The organism is Massilia sp. 05N420 (genome assembly GCF_056397205.1).
This window is the reverse complement of record NZ_JBFTMX010000017.1, coordinates 107643-129880: the sequence shown is the minus strand read 5'-3', so window position 1 is coordinate 129880 and position 22238 is coordinate 107643. Positions and strand designations below refer to the sequence as shown.

23 protein-coding genes are annotated in these 22238 nt (G+C 67.5%); 11 read left to right on the top strand and 12 right to left on the bottom strand.

What is annotated here, in order from left to right:
- Positions 1-46: 46 nt before the first annotated feature.
- Positions 47-526, bottom strand: coding sequence for a glycine zipper domain-containing protein (locus tag AC1DIX_RS14290; RefSeq protein ID WP_441933317.1), 480 nt, complete (start codon positions 524-526; stop codon positions 47-49).
- Between the two features lie 205 nt (positions 527-731).
- Here AC1DIX_RS14290 and AC1DIX_RS14285 point away from each other — a divergent pair, with 205 nt between their 5' ends.
- Together AC1DIX_RS14285 and AC1DIX_RS14280 are read left to right on the top strand one after the other, a co-directional pair.
- The gene (locus AC1DIX_RS14285) at positions 732-1868 is read left to right on the top strand and encodes a metallophosphoesterase (protein ID WP_477325175.1); all 1137 of its coding nucleotides are present in this window, start codon (positions 732-734) and stop codon (positions 1866-1868) included.
- 98 nt (positions 1869-1966) lie between these two features.
- Positions 1967-3436: a M20/M25/M40 family metallo-hydrolase gene (locus AC1DIX_RS14280; RefSeq protein WP_477325173.1), complete on the top strand. Its 1470-nt coding sequence runs from the start codon at positions 1967-1969 to the stop codon at positions 3434-3436.
- Between the two features lie 35 nt (positions 3437-3471).
- Here the strand turns inward: AC1DIX_RS14280 and AC1DIX_RS14275 are convergent, their stop codons facing one another.
- Positions 3472-3843 carry an Lcl C-terminal domain-containing protein gene (locus tag AC1DIX_RS14275; protein WP_441933312.1) on the bottom strand — a complete coding sequence of 124 codons (372 nt, stop codon included), beginning with the start codon at positions 3841-3843 and terminating at the stop codon, positions 3472-3474.
- Positions 3844-4085: 242 nt separating this feature from the next.
- Between AC1DIX_RS14275 and AC1DIX_RS14270 the strand changes: the two genes are divergently transcribed.
- Complete coding sequence (locus AC1DIX_RS14270; RefSeq protein WP_477325171.1) at positions 4086-4421, top strand: hypothetical protein; 336 nt, start codon at positions 4086-4088, stop codon at positions 4419-4421.
- Positions 4422-4424: 3 nt separating this feature from the next.
- Here AC1DIX_RS14270 and AC1DIX_RS14265 read toward each other — a convergent pair whose 3' ends face one another.
- The 5 genes from AC1DIX_RS14265 to AC1DIX_RS14245 all read right to left on the bottom strand — a co-directional run bounded on the left by AC1DIX_RS14265 (position 4425) and on the right by AC1DIX_RS14245 (position 7252).
- Positions 4425-5111 (bottom strand): SOS response-associated peptidase, encoded by a 687-nt coding sequence (locus AC1DIX_RS14265; protein ID WP_477250120.1) that lies wholly within the window; start codon positions 5109-5111, stop codon positions 4425-4427.
- A gap of 262 nt (positions 5112-5373) precedes the next feature.
- Positions 5374-5733 (bottom strand): hypothetical protein, encoded by a 360-nt coding sequence (locus AC1DIX_RS14260; protein WP_477325169.1) that lies wholly within the window; start codon positions 5731-5733, stop codon positions 5374-5376.
- A 244-nt stretch (positions 5734-5977) separates the two neighbouring features.
- Complete coding sequence (locus tag AC1DIX_RS14255) at positions 5978-6499, bottom strand: YeeE/YedE family protein (RefSeq protein ID WP_477325167.1); 522 nt, start codon at positions 6497-6499, stop codon at positions 5978-5980.
- Positions 6487-6918 (bottom strand): YeeE/YedE family protein, encoded by a 432-nt coding sequence (locus AC1DIX_RS14250; protein WP_477253553.1) that lies wholly within the window; start codon positions 6916-6918, stop codon positions 6487-6489. Before AC1DIX_RS14250 ends, AC1DIX_RS14255 begins: the two co-directional genes overlap by 13 nt.
- Positions 6908-7252, bottom strand: coding sequence for an ArsR/SmtB family transcription factor (locus AC1DIX_RS14245; protein ID WP_477325165.1), 345 nt, complete (start codon positions 7250-7252; stop codon positions 6908-6910). Before AC1DIX_RS14245 ends, AC1DIX_RS14250 begins: the two co-directional genes overlap by 11 nt.
- A gap of 83 nt (positions 7253-7335) precedes the next feature.
- Here AC1DIX_RS14245 and AC1DIX_RS14240 point away from each other — a divergent pair, with 83 nt between their 5' ends.
- Positions 7336-8181, top strand: coding sequence for a TlpA family protein disulfide reductase (locus AC1DIX_RS14240; protein ID WP_477325163.1), 846 nt, complete (start codon positions 7336-7338; stop codon positions 8179-8181).
- On the opposite strand, the gene AC1DIX_RS14235 is transcribed toward AC1DIX_RS14240, so the two are convergent.
- On the bottom strand, positions 8148-9071 hold the full coding sequence (locus AC1DIX_RS14235; protein ID WP_441933300.1) for a LysR family transcriptional regulator: 924 nt from the start codon (positions 9069-9071) through the stop codon (positions 8148-8150). The two genes, AC1DIX_RS14240 and AC1DIX_RS14235, sit on opposite strands and share 34 nt — an antisense overlap.
- 121 nt (positions 9072-9192) lie before the next feature.
- On the opposite strand from AC1DIX_RS14235, the gene gcl reads away from it, so the two are divergent.
- The 5 genes from gcl to pyk all read left to right on the top strand — a co-directional run bounded on the left by gcl (position 9193) and on the right by pyk (position 15488).
- Positions 9193-10971: a glyoxylate carboligase gene (gcl, locus tag AC1DIX_RS14230; protein ID WP_477325160.1), complete on the top strand. Its 1779-nt coding sequence runs from the start codon at positions 9193-9195 to the stop codon at positions 10969-10971.
- A gap of 13 nt (positions 10972-10984) precedes the next feature.
- Entirely contained in the window at positions 10985-11764 is a 780-nt protein-coding gene (hyi, locus tag AC1DIX_RS14225; protein ID WP_477325158.1) for a hydroxypyruvate isomerase, read from the top strand.
- 38 nt (positions 11765-11802) lie between these two features.
- The gene (locus tag AC1DIX_RS14220) at positions 11803-12705 is read left to right on the top strand and encodes a 2-hydroxy-3-oxopropionate reductase (RefSeq protein ID WP_477325156.1); all 903 of its coding nucleotides are present in this window, start codon (positions 11803-11805) and stop codon (positions 12703-12705) included.
- Positions 12705-13979, top strand: a complete 1275-nt coding sequence (locus AC1DIX_RS14215) for a glycerate kinase type-2 family protein (RefSeq protein WP_477325154.1) — start codon at positions 12705-12707, stop codon at positions 13977-13979. Before AC1DIX_RS14220 ends, AC1DIX_RS14215 begins: the two co-directional genes overlap by 1 nt.
- Before the next feature lie 84 nt (positions 13980-14063).
- Entirely contained in the window at positions 14064-15488 is a 1425-nt protein-coding gene (gene pyk, locus AC1DIX_RS14210; protein WP_477325152.1) for a pyruvate kinase, read from the top strand.
- An 89-nt stretch (positions 15489-15577) separates the two neighbouring features.
- Here pyk and AC1DIX_RS14205 read toward each other — a convergent pair whose 3' ends face one another.
- Genes AC1DIX_RS14205 through AC1DIX_RS14190 form a run of 4 tightly spaced genes read right to left on the bottom strand, consistent with a single transcriptional unit; the run spans position 15578 to position 20295 of the window.
- Positions 15578-16816, bottom strand: coding sequence for a M20 family metallopeptidase (locus tag AC1DIX_RS14205; RefSeq protein ID WP_477325150.1), 1239 nt, complete (start codon positions 16814-16816; stop codon positions 15578-15580).
- The gene (gene uraD / locus AC1DIX_RS14200) at positions 16813-18588 is read right to left on the bottom strand and encodes a 2-oxo-4-hydroxy-4-carboxy-5-ureidoimidazoline decarboxylase (protein ID WP_477325148.1); all 1776 of its coding nucleotides are present in this window, start codon (positions 18586-18588) and stop codon (positions 16813-16815) included. Before uraD ends, AC1DIX_RS14205 begins: the two co-directional genes overlap by 4 nt.
- Before the next feature lie 2 nt (positions 18589-18590).
- On the bottom strand, positions 18591-19535 hold the full coding sequence (gene puuE / locus AC1DIX_RS14195) for an allantoinase PuuE (RefSeq protein ID WP_477325146.1): 945 nt from the start codon (positions 19533-19535) through the stop codon (positions 18591-18593).
- A gap of 10 nt (positions 19536-19545) precedes the next feature.
- On the bottom strand, positions 19546-20295 hold the full coding sequence (locus tag AC1DIX_RS14190; RefSeq protein WP_441933286.1) for a GntR family transcriptional regulator: 750 nt from the start codon (positions 20293-20295) through the stop codon (positions 19546-19548).
- 115 nt (positions 20296-20410) lie between these two features.
- On the opposite strand from AC1DIX_RS14190, the gene uraH reads away from it, so the two are divergent.
- A complete protein-coding gene (uraH, locus tag AC1DIX_RS14185; RefSeq protein WP_477325144.1) occupies positions 20411-20767 on the top strand; it encodes a hydroxyisourate hydrolase in 357 nt (118 codons plus the stop codon).
- 194 nt (positions 20768-20961) lie between these two features.
- Positions 20962-22218, top strand: a complete 1257-nt coding sequence (locus tag AC1DIX_RS14180; RefSeq protein ID WP_477325142.1) for a urate hydroxylase PuuD — start codon at positions 20962-20964, stop codon at positions 22216-22218.
- Positions 22219-22238 lie beyond the last annotated feature (20 nt).

Here is a 22238-nt window from a genome sequence, read left to right as displayed (position 1 = left end):
CGAAAAAAAACCGCGCCTGGGCGCGGTTCTCATGGATGGCAAGCAATCAGCGGTGCCAGCCACCGTGGTCGTAGCGGTCGTGGCGGTCGTAGCCGCCGCGGTCATAGTAGCGGCCGCGATCGTAGTAGCGGCCACGGTCATAGTAGGGACGCGATTCCACGTACACCGGGCGCGACTCGACGTAGACCGGACGCGGCTCGTAGTAATAGCTCGGGCGCGATTCCACATAGACGGCGGCAGGCGCCGGCTGGTAGTAGCCGCTCGAGTAGTAATTGTTCGTGTAGCCGCTCGACACGTAGCCGCGATCGCGGTAATAGTAATCGTCGTTCGTGCGCACCGAGTTGCCGACGGCCGCGCCGATCGCTGCGCCGACCAGTGCGCCGTCGCGTCCCGCCGCACCGCCGCCGATGGCTGCGCCGGCCAGCGCGCCGATGACGGTGTTCGCTCCCCGATCTTGAGCCATTGCCGTGGAGGACACGGCGGCCGCGGCCAGGAGTACCGCACCAAAGCATTTTTTGTTCAACATGGCTTTTCCTTCGGCCTCTACGGGGATCAACATGATCGCTACGACGCAAGGCATGACGTCACTATAGCCCCCACCGGCGAGGCTGCCACGGGTGAATACAGAATCTTACACATGCATCAGGCATCGTAACATTTCAGGCGGCAGGGCTTGCACTCGGCCAAGGCCGCCCCATCTAGCTGGGGTCTCTACTTCTTTACACCAGCCCATGGCGCGCCGTCGATCCAATATGTCTGTTCTTGCAATCCTGGTACTGGTGCACCTGTATATCGGCCTGCGCCTGTTGCCTGGCATGAACGCCGGGCTGGTCGGCATATTTCTCGGCATCATCCTGCTGAGCATCTCGGCGGTGCTGGTGCGCATCGGCCTGGTGGCGCCCAGCCTGCGCCGCAGCCGCTGGTCCGGCCCGCTGTCGTGGGCCGGCCTGCTGGCGATGGGCTTCTTTTCCTCGCTGCTGGTGTTGACCTTCGTGCGCGACGTCCTGTTGCTGATCGTCACCCTGGCGGGCGCCGGCAGCCCCGCGCTCGCATTCGACAGCGCCGTCGCCGTGCCCTTGCTGGCCCTGGCCGTCTCCGCCATCGGTTTCATCAATGCGCGCCGGCTCGCGCGCGTGGTCAAGGTCGACGTGCCGATCGCCGGCCTGCCGAGGGAACTGGAAGGCTATGCGATCGCCCAGATTTCCGACATCCACGTCGGCCCGACCATCAAGCGCGCCTACCTGAACGCCATCGTCAACAAGGTCAATTCGCTGAAGGCCGACGCCATCGCCGTGACCGGCGACCTGGTCGACGGCAGCGTGCAGCGCCTGGCCATGCATACCCAGCCGCTGGAGCGCCTGGCCGCGCCCGACGGCGTGTTCTTCGTCACCGGCAACCACGAATACTATTCCGGCGCCGAGCAGTGGATCGCCGAGGTGCGCCGCCTGGGCTTGCGCGTGTTGCTGAACGAACACGTGATCCGCCGCCGCGGCCAGGCCGCCGTGATGATCGCCGGCGTGACCGACTATACGGCCCAGCATTTCAACCCCCTGCACAAGAGCGACCCGCAGCAGGCGGCGGCCGGCGCACCGGACGACGTCGCCGTGAAAGTCCTGCTGGCCCACCAGCCGCGCAGCGCGCCGGCGGCGGCCGATGCCGGTTTCGACCTGCAACTGTCCGGCCACACCCACGGCGGCCAGTTCTTTCCGTGGAACCTGTTCGTGCCGCTGCAGCAGCCCTTCGTTGCCGGCCTGAACCGGGTGCGCTCGCTGTGGGTGTATACCAGCCGCGGCACCGGCTACTGGGGACCGCCCAAGCGTTTCGGGGCGCCGTCGGAGATTACGCTTGTGCGGCTGGTGCCCGCGTAACAATCCACCAATTATGTATTTACGGCAATAAATTTCCTAAAACGGCAGCGATTGCGTTATTGTTTCGGTCATTTCGACCCGAAGAAAAGGACAAACGCATGGACCGCCGCATCAGCCTTCCCGCCCTGACCCTCGTCGCTGCCAGCCTGCTGGCCGGCCTCGCGACCGCGGGCAGCGCAAACGCTGCCCCTCCCGGTAACGATCCGGCCGCGCTCGCCAAGGTGCGGGATACGGCGATGCAGAGCGACTATGCCTACCAGCGCCTCGAAGACCTGACCGACCTGGTCGGCCCGCGCCTGTCCGGTTCCGCCGGCGCCGCCGCCGCCGTCTCCCAGGTGGCCGCCGAGCTGCGCAAGCTGGGCGCCAAGGTGACCCTGCAGCCGGTCAAGGTTCCGCACTGGGTGCGCGGCGTCGAGACCGCCGAAGTGGTCGACTACAAGGGCCGTCCGGAAGGCGTCACCCAGAAAGTCGTGCTGACCGCCCTCGGCGGCTCGGGCGCGACCCCGGCGGCCGGCATCACGGCCGAGGTGATCGTGGTGCGCAGCTTCGACGAACTGAAGGCGCGCGCGGCCGAGGTGAAGGGCCGCATCGTGCTGTTCGACGTGCCCTTTGACCAGGACATGGCCGACCGTGGCCTGGCCGGCACCGCCTACGGACAGGCGGTGGCCTTCCGCGGCGCCGGTCCGCGCATGGCGGCCGAGATGGGCGCCCAGGCAGCCCTGGTGCGCGCCGTCGGCGGCGCAGCCTACCGCATCGTGCACACCGGCGCCACCAACTTGCCGGCGGACAAGCGCATCCCGGCGGCCGCGGTCACGATCGAAGACTCGATGCTGATCGCCCGCCTGTCCAAGCGCGGTCCGGTGCGCCTGCACCTGACCCTGACCCCGCAGACCCTGCCGGATGCCGACAGCTTCAACGTGATCGCCGACTGGCCGGGCACCGACAAGGCCGACGAGATCGTGCTGGTGTCGGGTCACCTCGATTCCTGGGACCTGGCCACCGGCGCCAACGACGACGCCTCGGGCGTGGTCAGCGCCATGGGCGTGATCGACACCCTGCGCAAGCTCGACTACCGTCCGCGCCGCACCATCCGCGTGGTCGCCTGGATGAACGAGGAGAACGGCGGCCGCGGCGGCAAGCACTACGACGATGTCAACAAGTCGACGGCGGAAAAGCATTTCGCCGCCTACGAGGACGACAACGGCTCGGGCCGTCCCTTCGGCATTCGCGCAGGCATCAGCCAGCAGTCGGCAAAGCTGATGGCGCCGCTGCAAGCCGCCCTCTATCCGATGGGCGCGGGCGCCTTCCGCCGTGAAGACGTGGTCGGTGCGGGCGACCTGCACGATCTCGAAGCCTCCGGCGTGCCGAGCTTCGAACCGTGGATCGATTCGGCCAACTACTTCAATTACCACCACACCACGGCCGACACCTTCGACAAGGTCGATCCGGAAAACCTGCGCCGCCACGTTGCCGTCATGGCGACGACCGCGTGGTTCCTGGCGAATATGGACCAGCCGATCGGCCGCTCGAACATCGCCGCGCCGGCAGCCGCTTCCGCCGCCAGGTAAGCGTCCTCACAGGCCGTGACGGATCGGCAGGCGGCTCAACTGCTGCCGATCCGCCGCACGGCGCGCGCGTGGCCGCGGAAGGGGCGGCCATACACGGTCTGGATGCCGCTGGCGAAGTTTTGCCCCCATACCAGCTGTGGCCGGGTATCGTGCTGTTCGCTCGACCAGTACCACACACGGTCGAAGCGTTCGCGCAGGTTGGCGAACAGCAGGGCGAGCTCGCGCCGCGTCGGCAGGTCCGCATCCTGCGAGCCTGCCCATTCGCGGGCCGTCGGCCAGCTCACATCCGACACGTCGTCCGCCAGCAGCACCAGGTGGTAGTCGGCTTCGCCGTCCTTGCCCAGGATCAGCCCGGCATATGCCTCGCCTTCCTTGAGCATTTCTTGAATCCTCAGGTATTCGCCCATCGCGCAATCCTCGCTATGTCTCTTGGTCTGTGTGTTAAGACCATGTTCACAGCGAGTCAGTTTCCGCACGCAATACGACGCAGCTCATAACATCGTGCGCACAAGCTGATCTGTGTCGGGTTCATCCGGCATTTTGTTTGCGTTTAATTACAACAGGAAAGTTTTCATCGGAATGCGTTGAACTCCGACAGTTTCCTTGCGTCAAAGAAGCACGTTAACTTTTTTCGCAAGTAACTTTTTTGATGAAGAAACTCGCTGCTTTTGCTTCGATCATCTGCATGCTGTTGAGCGCATGCGGCGCCGGCGTCACCGACCAGCGTGCCCCGCAAACCCGGGCCCGGACCGCCGGCGACATCATGGACAGTGCCGCCACTGCAGCCGGCGGCGCCGATTCCGCGGCCGGCCAGGTGAGCGGCGCCGCCACCGACGTCAGCACCGAACCCGGCCCCGAGGAAAGCAATCCCCGGCCGGAACAGAAGGCCGAGGCTACCCAGCCCCTGGCTGCCACGCCGGCACCGGCCCCGGCGCCGCCGCCTGGGACGCCGAGCCCGTCGCCGGCCGTCATCTACATTAATTGAAAGCTAGGCCTCGTCGTCCTGGTCGTCGAGCGGCCGGGCGATCTGCGGGCCGTCAGCGCTGGCATTGTTGACCTTCTTGCTGACCTTGTACCAGTCGAAGGACTCGGCCGCGACGGCGGCGTGGCGCGCCAGTTCCAGCGCCTGCTGGGGCGTGAGGGCGGGGGACAGCCACAGCGCCGCATCCTCGGCGTTCATGACCACCGGGCGCCGGTCGTGGATGTCGAGCATGCCGCCGGAGGCATCGTCGGTGACCAGCACGAAGCCGGCCTCGGCGCGGTTTTCCTCGAAAGGACCGAAGTTGGCCAGCGCCAGCAGGAACAGCGGTTCGTGGTCCTTGCGGTGGATGTGCCAGGGCTGCTTGTGGCCTTTTTCTCCCGTCCATTCGTACCAGCCCTCGGCCGGCACGATGCCGCGCCCGTTCTTGAGCAGGCGCGACCAGTAGCTGCTGCCAAGCTTCTCGAGGCGGGCGTTGATGGCGATCGGGATCTTGCCTTCGGCCCAACGCGGGCGGTAGCTCCAGAACACGTCGTCGACGCGATGCTCGCCGTCCTGCACATGCAGCACGGGCCGGTAGGTGCCGGGCGCCGCGTTCGTGGTCGGCCCCGATTCGCTGTCGAACACGGCATCGGTCCAGCCGAACACATTGGCGTAGTGGCGCGCGGTCTGGCTTTGGTCAAATCGTCCACACATGGCCCGATGCTACCGTAGTTGCCGGGAATCGGGCGTCCGTTAGCCGGGCAGGGCGCCGAAGCGGAACTTGCAGGAAGGTTGTGCGACCAGGCCGACATATCGGCAGGAAGTTCTTACCTGTTTCGGGACTTGTGGCCGACGAAGGCGTCCCAACTTCCTGTCATGTTTCGACAGGTAGTCTCCCTGCTTCTTTGTGTCTCCACCTCAGTGATCGGCTGAAAATTCCGCCGCTGTTCGCTTTCGCGACAGCGGCATTTTTTTGTCAGGAGCCGCGCGCAGGCTTGGCGGCCTTCGGCGGCGCGCTGCAGGCCCGCGTGCAACGCAGGTACTTGTCGTCGCAGGCCCCGACGCGCTCGGACTGGCGGCGGTGGAAACTGTCGCTGCCGGCAGCCTGTTCCTGCACCGACTGGCCCTGGCTGTGGCTGGCCGTGTTGGCGAAGGGGTTCTTCTGCGATACCGACTCCCCGATCAGATCATCGTTGCTGGTTGCCTTGCGTGCCGTGGCCTTGCACTCCTGGCGCTCGCTGCCGCACATCGATTTGCAGAAGCCGGCATCGTCGGCGGCCCAGACGGAAGGGATGGCGGCAGCGAGGAGGGCTGCCAGGCAAACGGTGCGGATCATGATCAGGTTTCCTGAGATTGAGTGGTTAAAGTATAAACTTTCCTCAAGGTAGGGCAAGACCCAATTTGCATGATTCGTACCCGCGCACGACCAAGCGTTTGCAGCCGGCCAGATCCGGGCGTATTCTGTGCATATAACATTGCTACAAATGGAGACAAACATGAAACTTCGGCCCGCACCCGTGCACCTGACGGCCCGTTTCCATGGCCCCTTGCGCTTCGGCAGCCGCTGGCGCGGCCACGAACTAATGCTGCGTCTCTGCCAGCTGGTGGTGTTCTTCCTGCTGGCGGTGGTCGGCGGGCAGTTCATCGCCCTGCTGATCCGGCACACCGTGCGTGCGCTCGCCGCCTACTGACGCGCCCCGCTCCAGCATCTCGAAGGCGGCCATCCCGGCCAGCATCGCAGCGCTGAAGATCAGGGGCTTGATGCCGCCTGCTACCAGCGAGGCCAGCGCCGGCCCCGGGCAGAAGCCCGCCAGTCCCCAGCCGGCGCCGAACGCCAGGCTGCCGAGCACCAGGCGGGAATCGATCCGGGTGGCGGTGGGCAGTCGCATGAGGCCGCCGAGCAGGGCGCGTTCGCGCCTGCCGGCAAGGCGGAAGGCCAGCAGGCCGACCAGGATGGCGCCGCCCATCACGAAGGCCAGCGAAGGATCCCAGTTGCCGGCGATGTCGAGAAAGCCCTGGACCTTGGCGGGATTCGTCATGCCCGCCACGATCAGGCCGATCCCGAAGACCAGGCCGACGATGAAGGCGCTCAGGACAGCCATGAGCGCACCAGGAACACGGTGACGAAACCGGCCAGCATGAAGGCGGCCGTGGCTACCAGCGAGCGCAGCGACAGGCGCGACAGTCCGCAGACGCCGTGGCCGCTGGTGCAGCCGGCGCCGTAGCGGGTGCCGACTCCGACCAGCAGGCCGGCCGCGACCAGCGTGCCGCCGCCGGCGTCGATGCGGACCGCGGGCAGGGGGGCAAACAGCCCCCAGGCCAGCGGTGCCAGCACCAGCCCGCCCAGGAAGGCCAGGCGCCAGGCGATGTCGCCCCGCGCCGGACGCAGCAGGCCGCCGAGGATGCCGCTGATGCCGGCGATCCGCCCGTTCAGCAGCACGAAAGCCGAGGCCGCCAGGCCGATCAGCAGGCCGCCCGCCAGCGCCGTCCATGGCGAGAAGTGAATCCAGTCAATCGTCATGTTCTGTCTCCTGCGGCTTGATGCAGTAGAGCCGATAGAGGACCTGCAGCACCTCCGTCGCTTCCTTGCTGGCCAGTGCGTAATGGATCTGCTTGCCCTCGCGCCGGGTGTGCACCAGCTTTTCCTCGCGCAGCACGCCGAGCTGCTGGGAGAGCGTGGGTTGCTGGATGCCGAGCATGGTTTCGAGTTCGCTGACGCAGAATTCGCCCTGGGTCAGCTGGCACAGCAGCAGCAGGCGGTCCGGATTGCCCAGCACCTTCAGTAATCCGCAGGCGCGGGCGGCGGCGGCCCGCATTTCCTCGAGATCGAGCTTGTCTTGATCTTGTGTCACCATGTCGTATCTTTGATTAGAATCTACCTGAATATATTATATGAAGATACGATCTATAATCAAATAGATTGTTGATCCTCTTCGATATGACTGATCTCGCACTCGGCCCCTTCATGCTGCCCCTGCATACCTTGCTGGTGTTCCTCGCCCTGGCCGCGGCGCTGGTGCTCGGCGTGCGTCTGGCGAAGCGCCGGCGGCTGGACGCCGAAGGTCCGCTGTGGCTGCTGGCGGCCTGGATCCTGCTCGCGGCGCGCGCCGGCTTCGTCCTGCGCTACCACAACCTGTATTTCGCGGAACCCTTGCGCATACCCGACCTGCGCGACGGCGGTTTCATGCCGGCGGCCGGACTGGCGGCGGCCGGCGCCGCGGCTGCCTGGCTGATGTGGCGGCGCTCCGCCAGGCGGATTCCGCTGCTGGGCGCACTCGCTGCGGGCGTGCTGGTCTGGAGCGCCGGGAATGCCGCCATCAAGCAGTGGCCGCCGCAACAGCGCTTGCCGGCGGCGGAATTCGCCACCCTGGACGGGCAGGCGATGCGGCTGCCTTCCGGATCGGGCCGGCCTGTGGTGGTGAATCTGTGGGCCAGCTGGTGCCCGCCATGCCGACGCGAGATGCCGGCGCTGGCCCGGGCCCAGGCCGAGCATCCGGAAGTGGACTTCCTGTTCGCCAACCAGGGCGAATCGGCGGCCGCGGTGAAGGCCTATCTGTCGGCGCAAGGCCTGGAACTGCGCAACGTCGTCCTCGACACGACCAGGACCCTCGCCAGGCAGAGCAACTCGGTCGGCCTGCCGACGACGCTGTTCTTCGATGCGCGCGGCCGGCTGGTCGACCGCCGCGCCGGCGAACTGTCGCCGGCGACTATCGCGCAGCGGCTCGAGACCCTGGCACAGCCGCCGTCGGCTCAGGCGCCGGCCGCTCCCGGTCCTTCCCAATAGCCCGGCCGGTTGTAGATCGCCTTCAGGTAGTCGATGAAATGCCGGATCTTCGCCGGCAGGTAGCGCTGCTGCGGATACACGGCCTGGATCGGATAGTCGTGCACCGCGAATTCGTCGAGCACCGTCACCAGTTCCCCGCGTTTCAGCTCGGCCTGGATCTCCCAGGTCGAGCGCCAGCCGATGCCCAGCCCTTGCTTGACCCAGCCGAACAACAGCTCGCCGTCGTTGCAGGCGAGGTCGCCGTCGACGCGCACCGCGAACAGCTTGCCGTCGCGCTGGAAGGTCCAGCCGCGCTGCTGGCCGCCCTGCAGGTTGAAGGCCAGGCAGTTGTGTCGCACCAGGTCTTCCGGCGCCGCGGGCATGCCGTGGCGCTCGAAGTAGGCCGGGGTGCCGCACACCACGCGCCGGTTCGGGAACAGCGGGATCGCTACATAGTTCGGGTCCTGTACTTCGCCGATGCGGATCGACATGTCGTAACCCTCGCGCACCAGGTCGACCACGCTGTCGGTGAAATTGAAGGACATCTTGAGATCCGGATGGATGGCGCGGAAGGCCGGCGCATGCGGCGCCACGTGCGAGCGCCCGAAGGCCGCCGGCGCCGAGACGACCAGGTGGCCGCGCACCGTGCTGCGGCCCTCGCTGATGCTGTTCTCGGTGATGTCGAAGTCGCGCAGCAACTGGCGGCAGGGTTCGATGAACTGCTCGCCCAGGGCCGTCAGCGTGAGCCCGCGCGTGGAGCGGTGCATCAGGCGCACGCCCAGGCGCTGTTCGAGCGCATCGAGGCGCCGCCCCATGACCACCGGGGTCACGCCCTCCACCAGGGCAGCGGCGGCGAAGCTGCCCTTCTCGGTGACGAGCACGAAGCTGCGGATTTCGGTATAGCGGTCCATCGGTGGTGCACTCCATACTTCAAGTATCGACAGACTCGATGGTAGCAGCAATTCAACAGTCCCGGCTTTGTCGCTATTCTGGATTCCATCATCCGATCAATCCACGGCAAGGGAGGCGACTATGGCCCGTATGAGGGCAATCGATGCGGCAGCGGCGGTGCTGCGCAGGGAAGGGGTGGGCAAGGTGTTCGGCGTGCYGGGCGCGGCCATCAACCCGCTTTATTCGGCGATGAAGAAGAGCGGCGGCTTCGAGCACGTGCTGGCGCGCCACGTCGAAGGCGCTTCCCACATGGCCGAGGGCTATACCCGCGCACGGGCCGGCAACATCGGCGTGTGCATCGGCACTTCCGGCCCGGCCGGCACCGACATGATCACCGGACTCTACTCTGCCTGGGCCGATTCGATACCTATCCTATGCATTACCGGCCAGGCCCCCCGCGCCCGGCTGTACAAGGAAGACTTCCAGGCGGTCGACATCGAATCGATTGCCAAGCCGGTCACCAAGTGGGCGGTCACGGTGCGCGAGCCGGCACTGGTGCCGCGCGTGTTCCAGCAAGCCTTCCACATCATGCGGTCCGGCCGTCCGGGCCCGGTGCTGATCGACCTGCCTTTCGACGTCCAGATGGCCGAGATCGAGTTCGACGTCGAGACCTATTCTTCGCTGCCGGTCTACAAGCCGGCCGCCACCCGCGCCCAGGCCGAAAAGGCGCTGTCGATGCTGAATGCGGCCGAGCGGCCGCTGATCGTCTGCGGGGGCGGCGTGATCAATGCCGACGCGGCCGCCAAGCTGCAGGAATTCGCGGAGATCGTCGGCGTGCCGGTGATTCCCACCCTGATGGGCTGGGGCGCGATTCCGGACGACCATCCGCTGATGGCGGGCATGGTCGGCCTGCAGACCTCCCACCGCTACGGCAACGCCACCATGCTGGCCTCCGACTTCGTGATCGGCATCGGCAACCGCTGGGCGAACCGCCACACCGGCTCGGTCGACGTCTATACCAAGGGGCGCAAGTTCGTCCACATCGACATCGAGCCGACCCAGATCGGCCGCGTGTTCGATCCGGATTTCGGCATCGTGTCGGATGCCGGCGCCGCGCTCGACCTGCTGATCGACGTGGCGCGCGGCCTCAAGCTGATCGACGGCCTGCCCGACCGCGGCGCCTGGGTCGAGGAGTGCCAGGCCCGCAAGCGCAGCATGCTGCGCAAGACCCACTTCGAGGACGCACCGCTCAAGCCGCAGCGCGTGTACGAGGAGATGAACCGCGCCTTCGGGCCGGACGCCTGCTACGTCAGCACGATCGGCCTGTCGCAGATCGCCGCCGCCCAGTTCCTGCACGTCTACAAGGCGCGCCACTGGATCAACTGCGGCCAGGCCGGCCCGCTGGGCTGGACCATTCCGGCCGCGCTGGGCGTGTGCGCCGCCGACCCGCAGCGCGAGGTGGTCGCCATCTCGGGCGACTACGACTTCCAGTTCATGATCGAGGAGCTGGCCGTGGGCGCCCAGTTCAAGCTGCCCTACCTGCACGTGGTGGTCAACAACGCCTACCTCGGCCTGATCCGCCAGGCCCAGCGCGGCTTCGACATGGATTACTGCGTGCAGCTCGCCTTCGAGAACATCAACGCGCCGGCGCTGGAGAGCTACGGGGTCGACCACGTGGCGGTGGCCGAAGGCCTCGGCTGCAAGGCGATCCGCGTGCGCCGCGCCGAGGACATCCAGCCGGCCTTCGCCCAGGCGAGGGACTGGATGCGCGAGCACCGCGTGCCGGTGATCGTCGAGATCATCCTGGAGCGCGTCACGAATATCGCGATGGGCACCGAGATCGACGCCGTCAACGAATTCGAAGCGCTGGCCGTCAGCATCGCCGACGCGCCCACCGCCATCGCCCACACCCAGGCCTGAAGGAGAGAAGAACATGCCGAAGTTCGCAGCCAACCTGACCATGCTGTTCAACGAGATCCCCTTCCTCGACCGCTTCCAGGCCGCCGCCGATGCCGGTTTCAAGGGTGTCGAGTACCTCTTCCCCTATGCCTTCGAGGCCGGCGCGCTGGCCGAACGGCTGGACCGCCACCAGCTGACCCAGGTCCTGCACAACCTGCCGGCCGGTGACTGGGACAAGGGCGAACGCGGCATCGCCTGCATACCCGGGCGCGCGGGCGAATTCCAGGACGGCGTCGGCCGCGCCATCGATTACGCCCGCCAGCTCGGCTGCAAGCAGCTGAACTGCCTGGCCGGTATCGCCCCGGCCGACGCCGATCCCGAGCGCGTGCACCAGACCTTCGTCGACAACGTCCGCTTTGCCTCCGTCAAGCTGAAGGAAGCCGGCATCCGCCTGCTGATCGAGCCGGTCAACAATCGCGACATCCCCGGCTTCTGGCTGAACCGCACCGGGCAGGCCATCGCCATCATCGACGAAGTCGGCTCGGACAATCTCTTCCTGCAGTACGACATCTACCACGCCCAGCGCATGGAGGGAGAGCTCGGCAACACGATCGCCAGGCACCTGGGCCGCATCGCCCACATCCAGGTGGCGGACAACCCGGGCCGCAACGAGCCCGGCACCGGCGAGATCAACTACCCCTGGCTGTTCCGTCATATCGACAAGCTCGGCTACGAGGGCTGGATCGGCTGCGAGTACAAGCCGGCCGCGGATACCCGCGCGGGCCTGGGCTGGATCGAGGCGCTGGCCGGCTGAACCCACACGAACAACAGAGAACACACGAGGAGAACGACATGGCAAAGATCGGATTCATCGGCCTGGGCATCATGGGCGCCCCGATGGCGGGCCACCTGGCGAGCAACGGCCACACCCTGTACACCTACACCCACGGCGAGACGCCCGCCAGCCTGCTGGACGCCGGCGCGCGCGCCTGCGGCAGCAGCGCCGACGTGGCCCGGCAAGCCGACATCGTCATCATCATGGTGCCGGACACCCCGCAGGTGGAAGAGGTGCTGTTCGCGCCGGATGGCGTGGCGGCGGGCCTCAAGGATGGGCTTGACCGCGGCAAGGTCGTGGTCGACATGAGCTCGATCTCGCCGGTGGCCACCAAGGATTTCGCGCGCCGCATCAAGGAACTCGGTTGCGAGTACCTGGACGCGCCGGTGTCGGGCGGCGAGGTCGGCGCCAAGGCGGCTTCGCTCACCATCATGGTGGGCGGCAGCGAGGCGGCCTTCGACCGCGTGCGTCCGCTGTTCCAGCTGATGGGCAAGAACATCACCCTGGTCGGCGGCAACGGCGACGGCCAGATCACCAAAGTCGCCAACCAGATCATCGTGGCGCTGACCATCGAGGCGGTCGGCGAGGCCCTGCTGCTGGCGGCCAAGGCCGGCGCCGACCCCGCCCGCGTGCGCGAGGCACTGATGGGCGGCTTCGCCTCTTCGCGCATCCTCGAAGTGCACGGTGAGCGCATGGTCAAGCGCAGCTTCGCGCCGGGCTTCCGCATCGACCTGCACCGCAAGGACCTGAACCTGGCGCTGGCCACCGGACGCCAACTGGGCGTGGCGCTGCCGAACACCGCCACCGCCCAGGAACTGTTCAACACCTGCGCGGCCCACGGCGGCGGCAACTGGGACCACTCGGCCATGGTGCGCGCGCTGGAGATCATGTCCAACTTCGCGGTCGCCCAGGAAGCCTGATGGAGTCGGCGACGTTCACCGATCCGCGCGGGCTGCTCGGGCGCATGTTCCAGGCCGCGGTCGACGCCGCCCAGCCGGCGCGCCGCATCCCCGCATACCTGCCGCAGCCGCCGAAGGGACGTACGATCGTCATCGGCGCCGGCAAGGCGTCGAGCGCGATGGCGCAGGCCCTCGAGCGCCACTGGCCCGGCCCGCTCAGCGGGCTGGTCGCGACGCGCTACGGCTATGCGGTGCCCTGCGAGCGCATCAGGATCGTCGAGGCGGCGCATCCGGTGCCGGACGCCGCCGGCCTCGAAGCGGCGCGGCAGATGCTGGACACGGTGCGCGGCCTGGGGCCCGACGACCTGGTGATCTGCCTGATCTCGGGCGGCGGTTCGGCCCTGCTGCCGCTGCCGGGCGAGGGCATCACGCTGGAAGACAAGCAGGCCATCAACCGCGCGCTGCTGGCCTGCGGCGCCAGCATCACCGAGATGAATTGCGTGCGCCGCCACCTGTCCGCCATCAAGGGCGGGCGCCTGGCCGCGGCCTGCCATCCGGCGCGCGTCGTCAACCTCTTGATTTCGGACGTGCCCGGCGACGACCCGATCGACATCGCCTCCGGTCCCACCGTGGCCGACCCGACCACCTGCCTTGACGCGTTGGCCATCGTGCGACGCTACGGCATCGAGCTGCCGGCCGGCGCCCGCCGCCTGCTCGAAAGCGGCGAAGGCGAAAGCGTCAAGCCGGGCGACCCGCGCCTGGCGAAGGTCAGCACCCGCATGATCGCCTCGCCGCAGATGGCGCTGGAAGCGGCGGCCGCGGTGGCGCGCGAGGCCGGCGTCACCCCGCTGATCCTCGGCGACAGCATCGAGGGCGAGGCGAGGGAAGTCGCCAAGGTCATGGCCGGCATCGCGCTGCAGGCGCGGCGCCATGGACAACCGCTGGCCGCGCCCTGCGTACTGCTGTCCGGCGGCGAGACCACGGTGACCCTGCGCGGCCAGGGCCGGGGCGGACGCAACGTCGAGTTCCTGCTGGCCCTCGCGCTGGCGCTGGACGGCGCCTCCGGCATCCACGCGCTGGCGGCCGACACCGACGGCGTCGACGGCGCGGAAGAAGTGGCCGGCGCCTTCATGGCGCCGGATACCCTGGCGCGCGCCTGGGCCAAGGGAATGCCGCCGCGCGACAGCCTGGACGATAATGATGCCCATACCTTCTTCGGCGCGCTCGGCGACGCCCTCGTCACCGGGCCGACACTGACCAATGTAAACGACTTCCGGGCGATACTGCTCGTGTAAGCTGCCCAAGCGGCACCCGCTTTCCTCCATTGGCAGGCGCGGCGCAGCAGCGCTGTACCTGCCTTTTTTTCGACAGGACTTGCCATGCTACGTCAACGCCGTTCCCGCATCCTCGCCACCCTCGGCCCCTCCAGCGCCACCTACGAGCGCATCCATGCGCTGGCCGTCGCCGGCGCCGACGTGTTCCGCCTGAACTTCAGCCACGGCTGCCATGCCGACCACGCCGCGCGCTACGCCACGATCCGCGAAGTGGAGCGCGAACTGCGGCGCCCGATCGGCATCCTGATGGACCYGCAGGGCCCGAAGCTGCGGGTCGGCCGCCTGGCCGGCGGCAAGGCGATGCTGGAGGCCGGCAAGCGCTTCCGGCTCGACCTCGACCCGGCAAGCGGCGACGCCGCACGCGCCGAGCTGCCGCATCCGGAAATCTTCGCGGCGCTGCATCCCGGCATCGAGCTGCTGCTGGACGACGGCAAGCTGCGCCTGCGCGTGGACGCCTGCGGTCCGGACCATGCCGAGACCACGGTGCTGGTCGGCGGGCCGCTGCTGGAGCGCAAGGGCGTCAACGTGCCGGGCGTGGTGCTGCCGATCTCGCCGCTGACCGCCAAGGACCGCGCGGATCTCGCCTTCGGCCTGGAGCTGGGCGTCGACTGGGTCGCGCTGTCCTTCGTGCAGCGCCCCGACGATATCCGCGAGGCGCGCGCGCTGGTGGGCGACCGCGCCTGGCTCATGGCCAAGCTGGAAAAGCCGGCCGCCATCGATGCGCTGGATGAGATCGTCGCGCTGTCGGACGGCGTCATGGTCGCGCGCGGCGACCTCGGCGTGGAGCTGCCGCCGCAGCAGGTGCCGGTCCTGCAGCGCCGCATCGTGCACGCGGCGCGCGCGGCCGGACGCCCGGTGGTGGTGGCCACGCAGATGCTGGAGTCGATGGTGACGGCGCCGGTGCCGACCCGCGCCGAGGTGTCGGACGTCGCCAGCGCGATCTATGAGGGCGCGGATGCGGTGATGCTGTCGGCCGAGTCGGCGTCCGGCCAGTATCCGGTCGAGGCGGTGACGGTGATGGACGACGTGATCCGCGAGGTCGAGAAGGATCCGCGTTGGCGCATCGGCCTGGACGCCAGCCATACGCCGGCCGAAGCGACCACCGCGGACGCGATCTGCTGCGCCCTGCGGCGCGTCGCCAGCCTGCTGGCGCCGGCGGCCATCGTGGCCTACACCACGAGCGGCGCGAGCTGCCTGCGCGCCAGCCGCGAACGCCCGGCCGCGCCGATCCTGGCCCTGACCCCGAATCCGGCGATCGCGCGCCGCCTGGCGCTGGCCTGGGGCGTGCATCCGTTGCCTTTCGAGGAAGCCAGGACCCTGGGCGGCATGGTGGCCGATGGGGCGGTGGCGGCCGTGCAGCATGGGCTGGCCGGGCCGGATGACGACGTGGTGGTGGTGGCGGGATTCCCGTCGGGACGGGCCGGTAGCACCAATCTGCTGCATGTGGCGCGGGTGCGCGAGGTGATTTAACGCCGTCGTTCCCGCGAAAGCGGGGATGACGTGAGACCCCTTGGGTTCCCGCCTTCGCGGGAACGACGTGGGGTGCCGGGACAACGGTTTTAATCCAGCAGATCGAACAACGCCCGCGCAATCACCTTGGTCGCACGGCGCAAATCCTCCAGGTCGATATGCTCGTCCGCCCGCTTGGCATTGCTTTCGCCCACCGTGCGCGGGCCGGCGCCATACAGCACGGCTGGAATGCCGCGCTCGCCGAACAGGCGGGCATCGGTGTACAGCGGGGTGCCGGCGGCTTCGATCGCTTCGTCGAACACGGCGCTGGCATGGCGCGACAGGGCGTCCACCATCGGCTGGTTGCCCGGCAGCGGCTTGAGCGCGTTGGCCAGCAGCAGGCGGCGGATCTCGATGCCGATGCCCGGGCAGTCGGCCACCGCTTCCTGGATCAGCTTGCGCAGCGAGGCTTCGACTTCCGCCGGATTCTCTTCCGGGATCATGCGGCGGTCGAGCTTGAGCACCACCTTGCCCGGCACCACATTGGTGTTGGTGCCGCCTTCGATCAGGCCGACGTTCAGGTAGGGGTGGCTGATGCCCTTCACCTGGCTGCGGGTCTGCTTGTAGATGCGGTTCTGGTCGTACAGGGCGACCAGGATGCGGGTCGCGGCCTGCAGGGCGTCGACGCCGGTCTCCGGCACCGCCGCGTGGCCCATCTTGCCGTTGACCGTGACTTCCATCTGCAGGCAGCCGTTGTGGGCGGTGACGACCTGGTAGCTGAAGCCGGCCGCGATCAGGAGGTCCGGCTTGACCAGTCCCTGGTCCAGCAGCCAGCCCGGACCGAGTTCGCCGCCGAATTCCTCGTCGTAGGTGAAGTAGAGTTCGACACCGCCTTTCAGCGGGGCGCCCAGCGCTTCGAGGGCGCGGGTGGCGAAGGTGAAGGTCGCGAAGTCGCACTTGCTGACCGCGGCGGCGCGGCCGTACAGCTTGCCGTCGGCGATCTCGGCGCCGTAGGGCGGATGGGTCCAGCCTTCGCCCGGCGGCACCACGTCGCCGTGGGCGTTCAGGGCAATGGTGCGGCCGTTGCCGTACTGGCGGCGCACCACCAGGTTGGTGATGGTCTGCAGGCCGGCCTGCTCGACGACCGGCGCCGGCACCGCATGGCGTTCGGCGACGAAGCCGAAGCCCTGCAGCAGTTCGGCGGTGCGTTCGGCGTGCGGCGCATTGTTACCCGGCGGGGTGTCGGTGGGCACGCGCACCAGCTCCTGCAGGAAGCGCACCTCCTCGTCGAAGTGGGCGTCGATCCAGGCGTCGAGGTTCTCGTAAGGGGCAGCGGTGTTGGTAGTCATGTCGGGTCCGTGGCTAGTTGGTCGAGCAGAGTGGAGAAGGCGCGCACGCACAGGTCGGCGTCGTCGTTGGTGATGGATTCCAGCGGGTTGTGGCTGATGCCGGCGTTCAGGCCGCGCAGGAACAACATGGCCTGCGGCATCATCCGATGCAGCATCATGGCGTCGTGGCCGGCGCCGCTGGGCATGCGGAACACCGGCAGGCCGAGGGTCTCGACGGCGCGTTCCCAGCGCTGGCGCCAGGCCGGGTCGCAGGGCGCCGCTGCCGCGCGCATCGATTCTTCGAGCGTGTACTGCAGGCCGCGACGGGCGCAGATCTCGCGCAGCTTTTCCTGGATGTCGCGGGCGCAGGCATCGCGGACTTCATTCGTGGTGGCGCGCACGTCGAGGCTGAAACGGCAGCGTCCGGGCACCACGTTGATCGAGCCGTTCGGCACTTCCAGCATGCCGACGGTGGCGACCAGGTCGGGCACCAGCGCGCCACGCTCCTCGGCGTACAGCACCAGTTCGGCGGCCGCGGCGACGGCGTCGCGCCGCATCGTCATCGGCGTGGTGCCGGCATGGCTGGCCATGCCGACGATCTCGCCGAAGAAACGCACGCTGCCGTTGATCGAGGTGACCACGCCCAGCGGCAGGTCGGCGTCGTTCAGCACCGGACCCTGTTCGATATGGGTCTCGACGAAGCCGAGGTAGCCGGCCGGGTCGCGCTTCAGGGCCGCGATGTCGTCCACCTTCAGGCCGGCCTGCTCGATGGCCGCGCGCATCGTGACGCCGTCGGCGTCGGCCTGTTCGAGCCAGTCGTGGTCGAAGCTGCCGGTGAGGGCGCCCGAGCCCAGGAACACGGCCTTGTAGCGCTGGCCTTCCTCTTCGGCGAAGGCGACCACCTCGATGCCGTAGCCCAGGCGGCGTCCCTGGCGATGCAGCTCGCGCACGCAGGCCATCGGTACCAGGATGCCCAGGCGGCCGTCGTACTTGCCGCCGTTGCGCACCGTGTCGTAATGGGAGCCGGTCATCAGGCGCCTGGCCCGCGGGTCGGCGCCGTGGTAGACACCGACCACGTTGCCGACGGCGTCGACGCGGACCTCGTCGAAGCCGCAGTCCTCGCGCATCCAGCGCGCCAGCTGGGCCGCGCAGGCGCGGTGGGCATCGGTCAGGTAGGTGACGCACAGCTCGCCGCGTTCGGCGTAGCCGGGGTCGCTGTGCACGGCCAGTTCCTCGGCCCAGTCCCACACCAGGTTGCCGAGCACGGGTTCGTGGCCGAACTTGTCGTTCAGGCGGATCTCGGCGATGCGGTGGATGTTGCGCAGCGCCTCCGACAGCTCGAAGTCGGGCTGGTTGTTCAGCCGGCGGGCGAAGRTGGCGATGATCTCGCGCTTCGGGAGACCGGCGCCGCGCGGGCCGCGCACCGCGAGGATGAAGGGGAAGCCGAATTTCGCGTTGTAGGCGGCATTGAGCTGCTGGATGGTGGCGAATTCCTCCGGCGTGCAATCGGTCAGGCCGGCCTTGTTCTGCTCATTTGTCGATTCCGCCGTCAGCGCTTTCGACACCATGGCCTTGCCCGCCAGTTCCGGGTGGGCGCGGATCAGGCCCAGCTTGGCTTCGCCGGGCGCGCTACGCACCGCCTCGACCAGCGCGAGCTTCAACTGCGCCAGGCTGGAGAAGGGCCGCTGTTGCCAGGCGCGCGCGGCGATCCAGGGCGAGTGTTCGTAGACGCCGTCGAGCAGGGCGGTGAATTCCGCCTCGTCGGCGGCGTTGAGTCGTTCGAGGGTCAGCATGTTTACTCCCAGGGAAAGGCGGTGGCCGGGTCGTAGGGGTGGGCCTGTTTCCAGTGGCGCGCGATGTCGATGCGGCGCGCGACCCAGACGCGGTCATGCTGCTGCACGTGGTCGAGGAAGCGCTGCAGCGCGCGGAAACGGCCGGGCCGGCCGAGCAGGCGGCAGTGCATGCCGATGCTCATCATCGTGGGACGCTCCGCGCCTTCCGCGTAATGCACGTCGAAGGCGTCGCGCAGGTAGGCGAAGAAGGGATCGCCGTGCGAGAAGCCCTGCGGCAGGGCGAAGCGCATGTCGTTGCAGTCCAGCGTATAGGGCACCACCAGCTGCGGTACCTGTTCGCCGTCGCTGCGGCGCACCCGCATCCAGAAGGGCAGGTCGTCGCCGTAATAATCGCTGTCGTATTCGAAGCCGCCGTAGTCGGCCACCAGGCGCCGCGTGTTCGAACTGTCGCGGCCGGTGTACCAGCCGCGCGGGCGCTCCCCTAGCAGGCGCTCGATGGCCTGCATCCCGAGCGCCATGTGTTCGCGCTCGGTGGCTTCGTCGACGTTCTGGTAGCTGATCCAGCGCCAGCCGTGGCAGGCGATCTCGTGCCCCAGGTCCTTGAAGGCGGCGGCGACGTCCGGGCAGCGCTCGAGCGCCATGCCGACGCCGAACACGGTCAGCGGCAGGCCGCGCTGTTCGAATTCGCGCAGGATGCGCCAGACCCCGACCCGCGAGCCGTATTCATAGATGCCTTCCATGCTCAGGTGGCGGTCGGGGAAGGCCGCCGGATTGAACATCTCGGACAGGAACTGCTCGCTGCCGGCATCGCCGTGCAGCACGCTGTTCTCGCCGCCTTCTTCGAAATTCAGGACGAACTGCACGGCGACCCGGGCCTGGCCGGGCCATTCGGCATGCGGCGGCTTGGGGCCGTAGCCCTTCAGGTCGCGTGGGTAGTGTTGGCTCATGGAGTCCCTTTCAGTGATTCAGGATGTTCGCGAGGTCGATCCGCTGCGGATCGAGGTCGAGGTTGCGCTGGACGTTGCCGAGATGCTTGTCGACCAGGCGCACGGCGGCGCGCACGTCGCGCCGCTCGAAGGCATCGACGATGGCCACATGCTCGCCGTGCGATTCCTCCGCCGACTGCGAGGACTGGCGCATCAGCGCGATCAGCGAGGAACGGGTCAGCAGTTCGCTCAGCATCTGCTCCAGCACCTGGTTGCCCAGCATCCGTGCCAGCACGATGTGGAAGTCGGCCAGCAGGCGGGTGCGGCCGGGCACTTCCGCATTGTTGACGGCGGCGCGTTCCTGTTCGAGGTGGACGCGCAGCTGGCGGATCTGCTCGTCGGTGATGGTCGCGCACAACTGTTTGGTGACGGCGGTTTCGAGGATGGCGCGCACCTCGAAGACGTCACGCGCTTCCTCGGCGGTCGGGGTGGCGACGAAGGCGCCTCTGGCCGGCTCCAGCACCACCAGGCGGTCGCGGCTCAGCTGGTTGAAGGCTTGCCGCACCACGGTGCGCGAGACCTCGAAGATATCGCCGATCTTCTGTTCGGACAGTTTGGTGCCGGGCATCAGGCGGCGCTCGGCGATCGCATTGGTAATCGAGTCGACGATGCGCTGGGTGGCGCTGGTGGGCGCATCCCCGACCTCGAGCTCGGCGCCGGACGAGGCCGGGACGTCGAGCTGGGGCGGGACGATCTTGAGCGGCGGGCGGGAGCGGGTCATGGTTCGGGAATCGAATAAATAGTTGACATCGTGTTTGAAGTGTATACACTTTTTTTAAAAATGAAAACGGAAAGTGTATGCAATCCTGCATGCACGCTTATCTCAAAGGAGAACCATGGGACACCTCAGCACCCACGTGCTCGACCTCATGCACGGCTGCCCGGCCGCCGGCATGCGCGTCAGCCTGCAGGCGATCGACGGCGCCACCGCGCGCACGATCAAGACCCTCACCCTGAATGCCGACGGCCGCACCGACGGCGGTCCGCTGCTCGACGCCTCTACCATGGCAGCCGGGCGCTACCGCTTGGTGTTCTCGGTGGCGGATTACTTCCGCGGACGTGGCGTCGCGCTGCCGGAGCCGGCCTTCATCGACGAGGTGCCGATCGATTTCGGCATCGCCGATGCCAACGGCCACTACCACGTGCCGCTGCTGGTCAGCCCCTGGGCTTACTCGACTTACCGCGGTTCGTAGCGCTTTCAACGCACGATAAGATTTTTATATCCAAACATAAAAGAATCGTATACAGTTGTTTGCGTCGCCGCGGAGCGCATCGGCAGGCGGAAGTGATCCCTGCCGATGGTTGCGATGATTTGCCCCTCACAGAGCCCGCTGTGGTGATGGGACAGTACGGAGCTTTGCCGTACTCTCTTTTCGCTTGAGGCTCTATGGAAACCTATCTGCTCGACTGGGCCAACCTGTTGCTGCGTTGGACCCACGTGATCACGGCGGTCGCCTGGATCGGCGCATCCTTTTACTTCGTCTTCCTCGATAACTCCCTGCACAAGCCCACCGCGCCCGACCTCGTCGAAAAAGGCGTGGACGGCGAACTCTGGGCCGTGCACGGCGGCGGCTTCTACCACCCGCAAAAATACCTGGTCGCACCCAAGGCCATGCCCGAGAACCTGCACTGGTTCTATTGGGAGAGCTACGCCACCTGGCTGTCCGGCTTTGGCCTGTTCACGGTGCTCTACCTGTTCAATGCGGGCACCTTCATGGTCGACAAGACAGTCCACGACTGGTCGTCCGGCGCCGCCGTCGCCACCGCGCTCGGCTTCCTGGCCGCCTTCTGGTTCGTCTACGACATCATCTGCCGCGCCTTCGGTCGCAGGAAGAACGGCGACCTGATCGTCGGCGCCTGCGTGTTCGTCTTCGTCGTCTTCGCGGCCTGGCTGGCCTGCCAGCTGTACGCGGGCCGCGCCGCCTTCCTGCTGGTGGGCGCGATGCTCGCGACCTCGATGAGCGCCAACGTCTTTTTCTGGATCATCCCGGGCCAGCGCAAGGTGGTGGCCCAGCTGAAGGCCGGCCAGCCGGTCGACCCGATCTACGGCTGGCGCGCAAAGCAGCGCAGCGTGCACAACACTTACTTCACCCTGCCGGTGCTGGTGGCGATGCTGTCGAACCACTACGGCTGGCTGTACTCGGGCGGCAACAACTGGTTCGTGCTGGTGCTGCTGATGCTGGCCGGCGCCCTGATCCGCCACAGCTTCGTGGCGCGCCACAAGGCCCTCGTGCTGGGCAAGCGCGTCCCCTGGGAACACGCGGTCGGCGGCGTCGCCGCCCTGCTGGCGCTGGCCGTCTGGCTGGTGCCGACGCCGGAAGCCGAAGCGCCGATGGTCGCCAGCGCGCCTGCCGCCGCCGCTCCTGCCGCCACCGCCGCCGCGGCCGGCGTCACCGTCCACCAGGTCAGCTTCCAGCAAGTCAAAGGCGTGATCGACCAGCGCTGCGTGATGTGTCACTCGGCCCAGGTGCAGAGCAAGGGCCTGGCCTTCGACAATCCCGCATCGATCAAGCGGCACGCGCAACAGATGTATCAGCAGGCCGTGGTACTGAAACTCATGCCGTTGAATAACGCCACGCAGATCACCGCCGGAGAGCGGGACTTGCTGAAGCGTTGGTACGAAGAGGGCGCCCCGGTGGAGTAAACATCCGGGATGGCCAGCAG

Bases quoted from the DNA above. Each gene is read 5' to 3' on its own strand.
- AC1DIX_RS14245 (WP_477325165.1), bottom strand. From the start codon at position 7,252: ATGGTGACACAAGATCAAGACAAGCTCGATCTCGAGGAAATGCGGGCC.
- AC1DIX_RS14275 (WP_441933312.1), bottom strand. From the start codon at position 3,843: ATGGGCGAATACCTGAGGATTCAAGAAATGCTCAAGGAAGGCGAGGCA.
- AC1DIX_RS14250 (WP_477253553.1), bottom strand. From the start codon at position 6,918: ATGACGATTGACTGGATTCACTTCTCGCCATGGACGGCGCTGGCGGGC.
- AC1DIX_RS14235 (WP_441933300.1), bottom strand. From the start codon at position 9,071: ATGGACCGCTATACCGAAATCCGCAGCTTCGTGCTCGTCACCGAGAAG.
- AC1DIX_RS14255 (WP_477325167.1), bottom strand. From the start codon at position 6,499: ATGGCTGTCCTGAGCGCCTTCATCGTCGGCCTGGTCTTCGGGATCGGC.
- AC1DIX_RS14190 (WP_441933286.1), bottom strand. From the start codon at position 20,295: ATGACCCGCTCCCGCCCGCCGCTCAAGATCGTCCCGCCCCAGCTCGAC.
- AC1DIX_RS14215 (WP_477325154.1), top strand. From the start codon at position 12,705: ATGGAGTCGGCGACGTTCACCGATCCGCGCGGGCTGCTCGGGCGCATG.
- AC1DIX_RS14285 (WP_477325175.1), top strand. From the start codon at position 732: ATGGCGCGCCGTCGATCCAATATGTCTGTTCTTGCAATCCTGGTACTG.
- AC1DIX_RS14265 (WP_477250120.1), bottom strand. From the start codon at position 5,111: ATGTGTGGACGATTTGACCAAAGCCAGACCGCGCGCCACTACGCCAAT.
- AC1DIX_RS14270 (WP_477325171.1), top strand. From the start codon at position 4,086: ATGAAGAAACTCGCTGCTTTTGCTTCGATCATCTGCATGCTGTTGAGC.
- AC1DIX_RS14205 (WP_477325150.1), bottom strand. From the start codon at position 16,816: ATGACTACCAACACCGCTGCCCCTTACGAGAACCTCGACGCCTGGATC.
- AC1DIX_RS14290 (WP_441933317.1), bottom strand. From the start codon at position 526: ATGTTGAACAAAAAATGCTTTGGTGCGGTACTCCTGGCCGCGGCCGCC.
- AC1DIX_RS14260 (WP_477325169.1), bottom strand. From the start codon at position 5,733: ATGATCCGCACCGTTTGCCTGGCAGCCCTCCTCGCTGCCGCCATCCCT.
- AC1DIX_RS14240 (WP_477325163.1), top strand. From the start codon at position 7,336: ATGACTGATCTCGCACTCGGCCCCTTCATGCTGCCCCTGCATACCTTG.
- uraH (WP_477325144.1), top strand. From the start codon at position 20,411: ATGGGACACCTCAGCACCCACGTGCTCGACCTCATGCACGGCTGCCCG.
- AC1DIX_RS14280 (WP_477325173.1), top strand. From the start codon at position 1,967: ATGGACCGCCGCATCAGCCTTCCCGCCCTGACCCTCGTCGCTGCCAGC.
- AC1DIX_RS14220 (WP_477325156.1), top strand. From the start codon at position 11,803: ATGGCAAAGATCGGATTCATCGGCCTGGGCATCATGGGCGCCCCGATG.
- puuE (WP_477325146.1), bottom strand. From the start codon at position 19,535: ATGAGCCAACACTACCCACGCGACCTGAAGGGCTACGGCCCCAAGCCG.
- hyi (WP_477325158.1), top strand. From the start codon at position 10,985: ATGCCGAAGTTCGCAGCCAACCTGACCATGCTGTTCAACGAGATCCCC.
- AC1DIX_RS14180 (WP_477325142.1), top strand. From the start codon at position 20,962: ATGGAAACCTATCTGCTCGACTGGGCCAACCTGTTGCTGCGTTGGACC.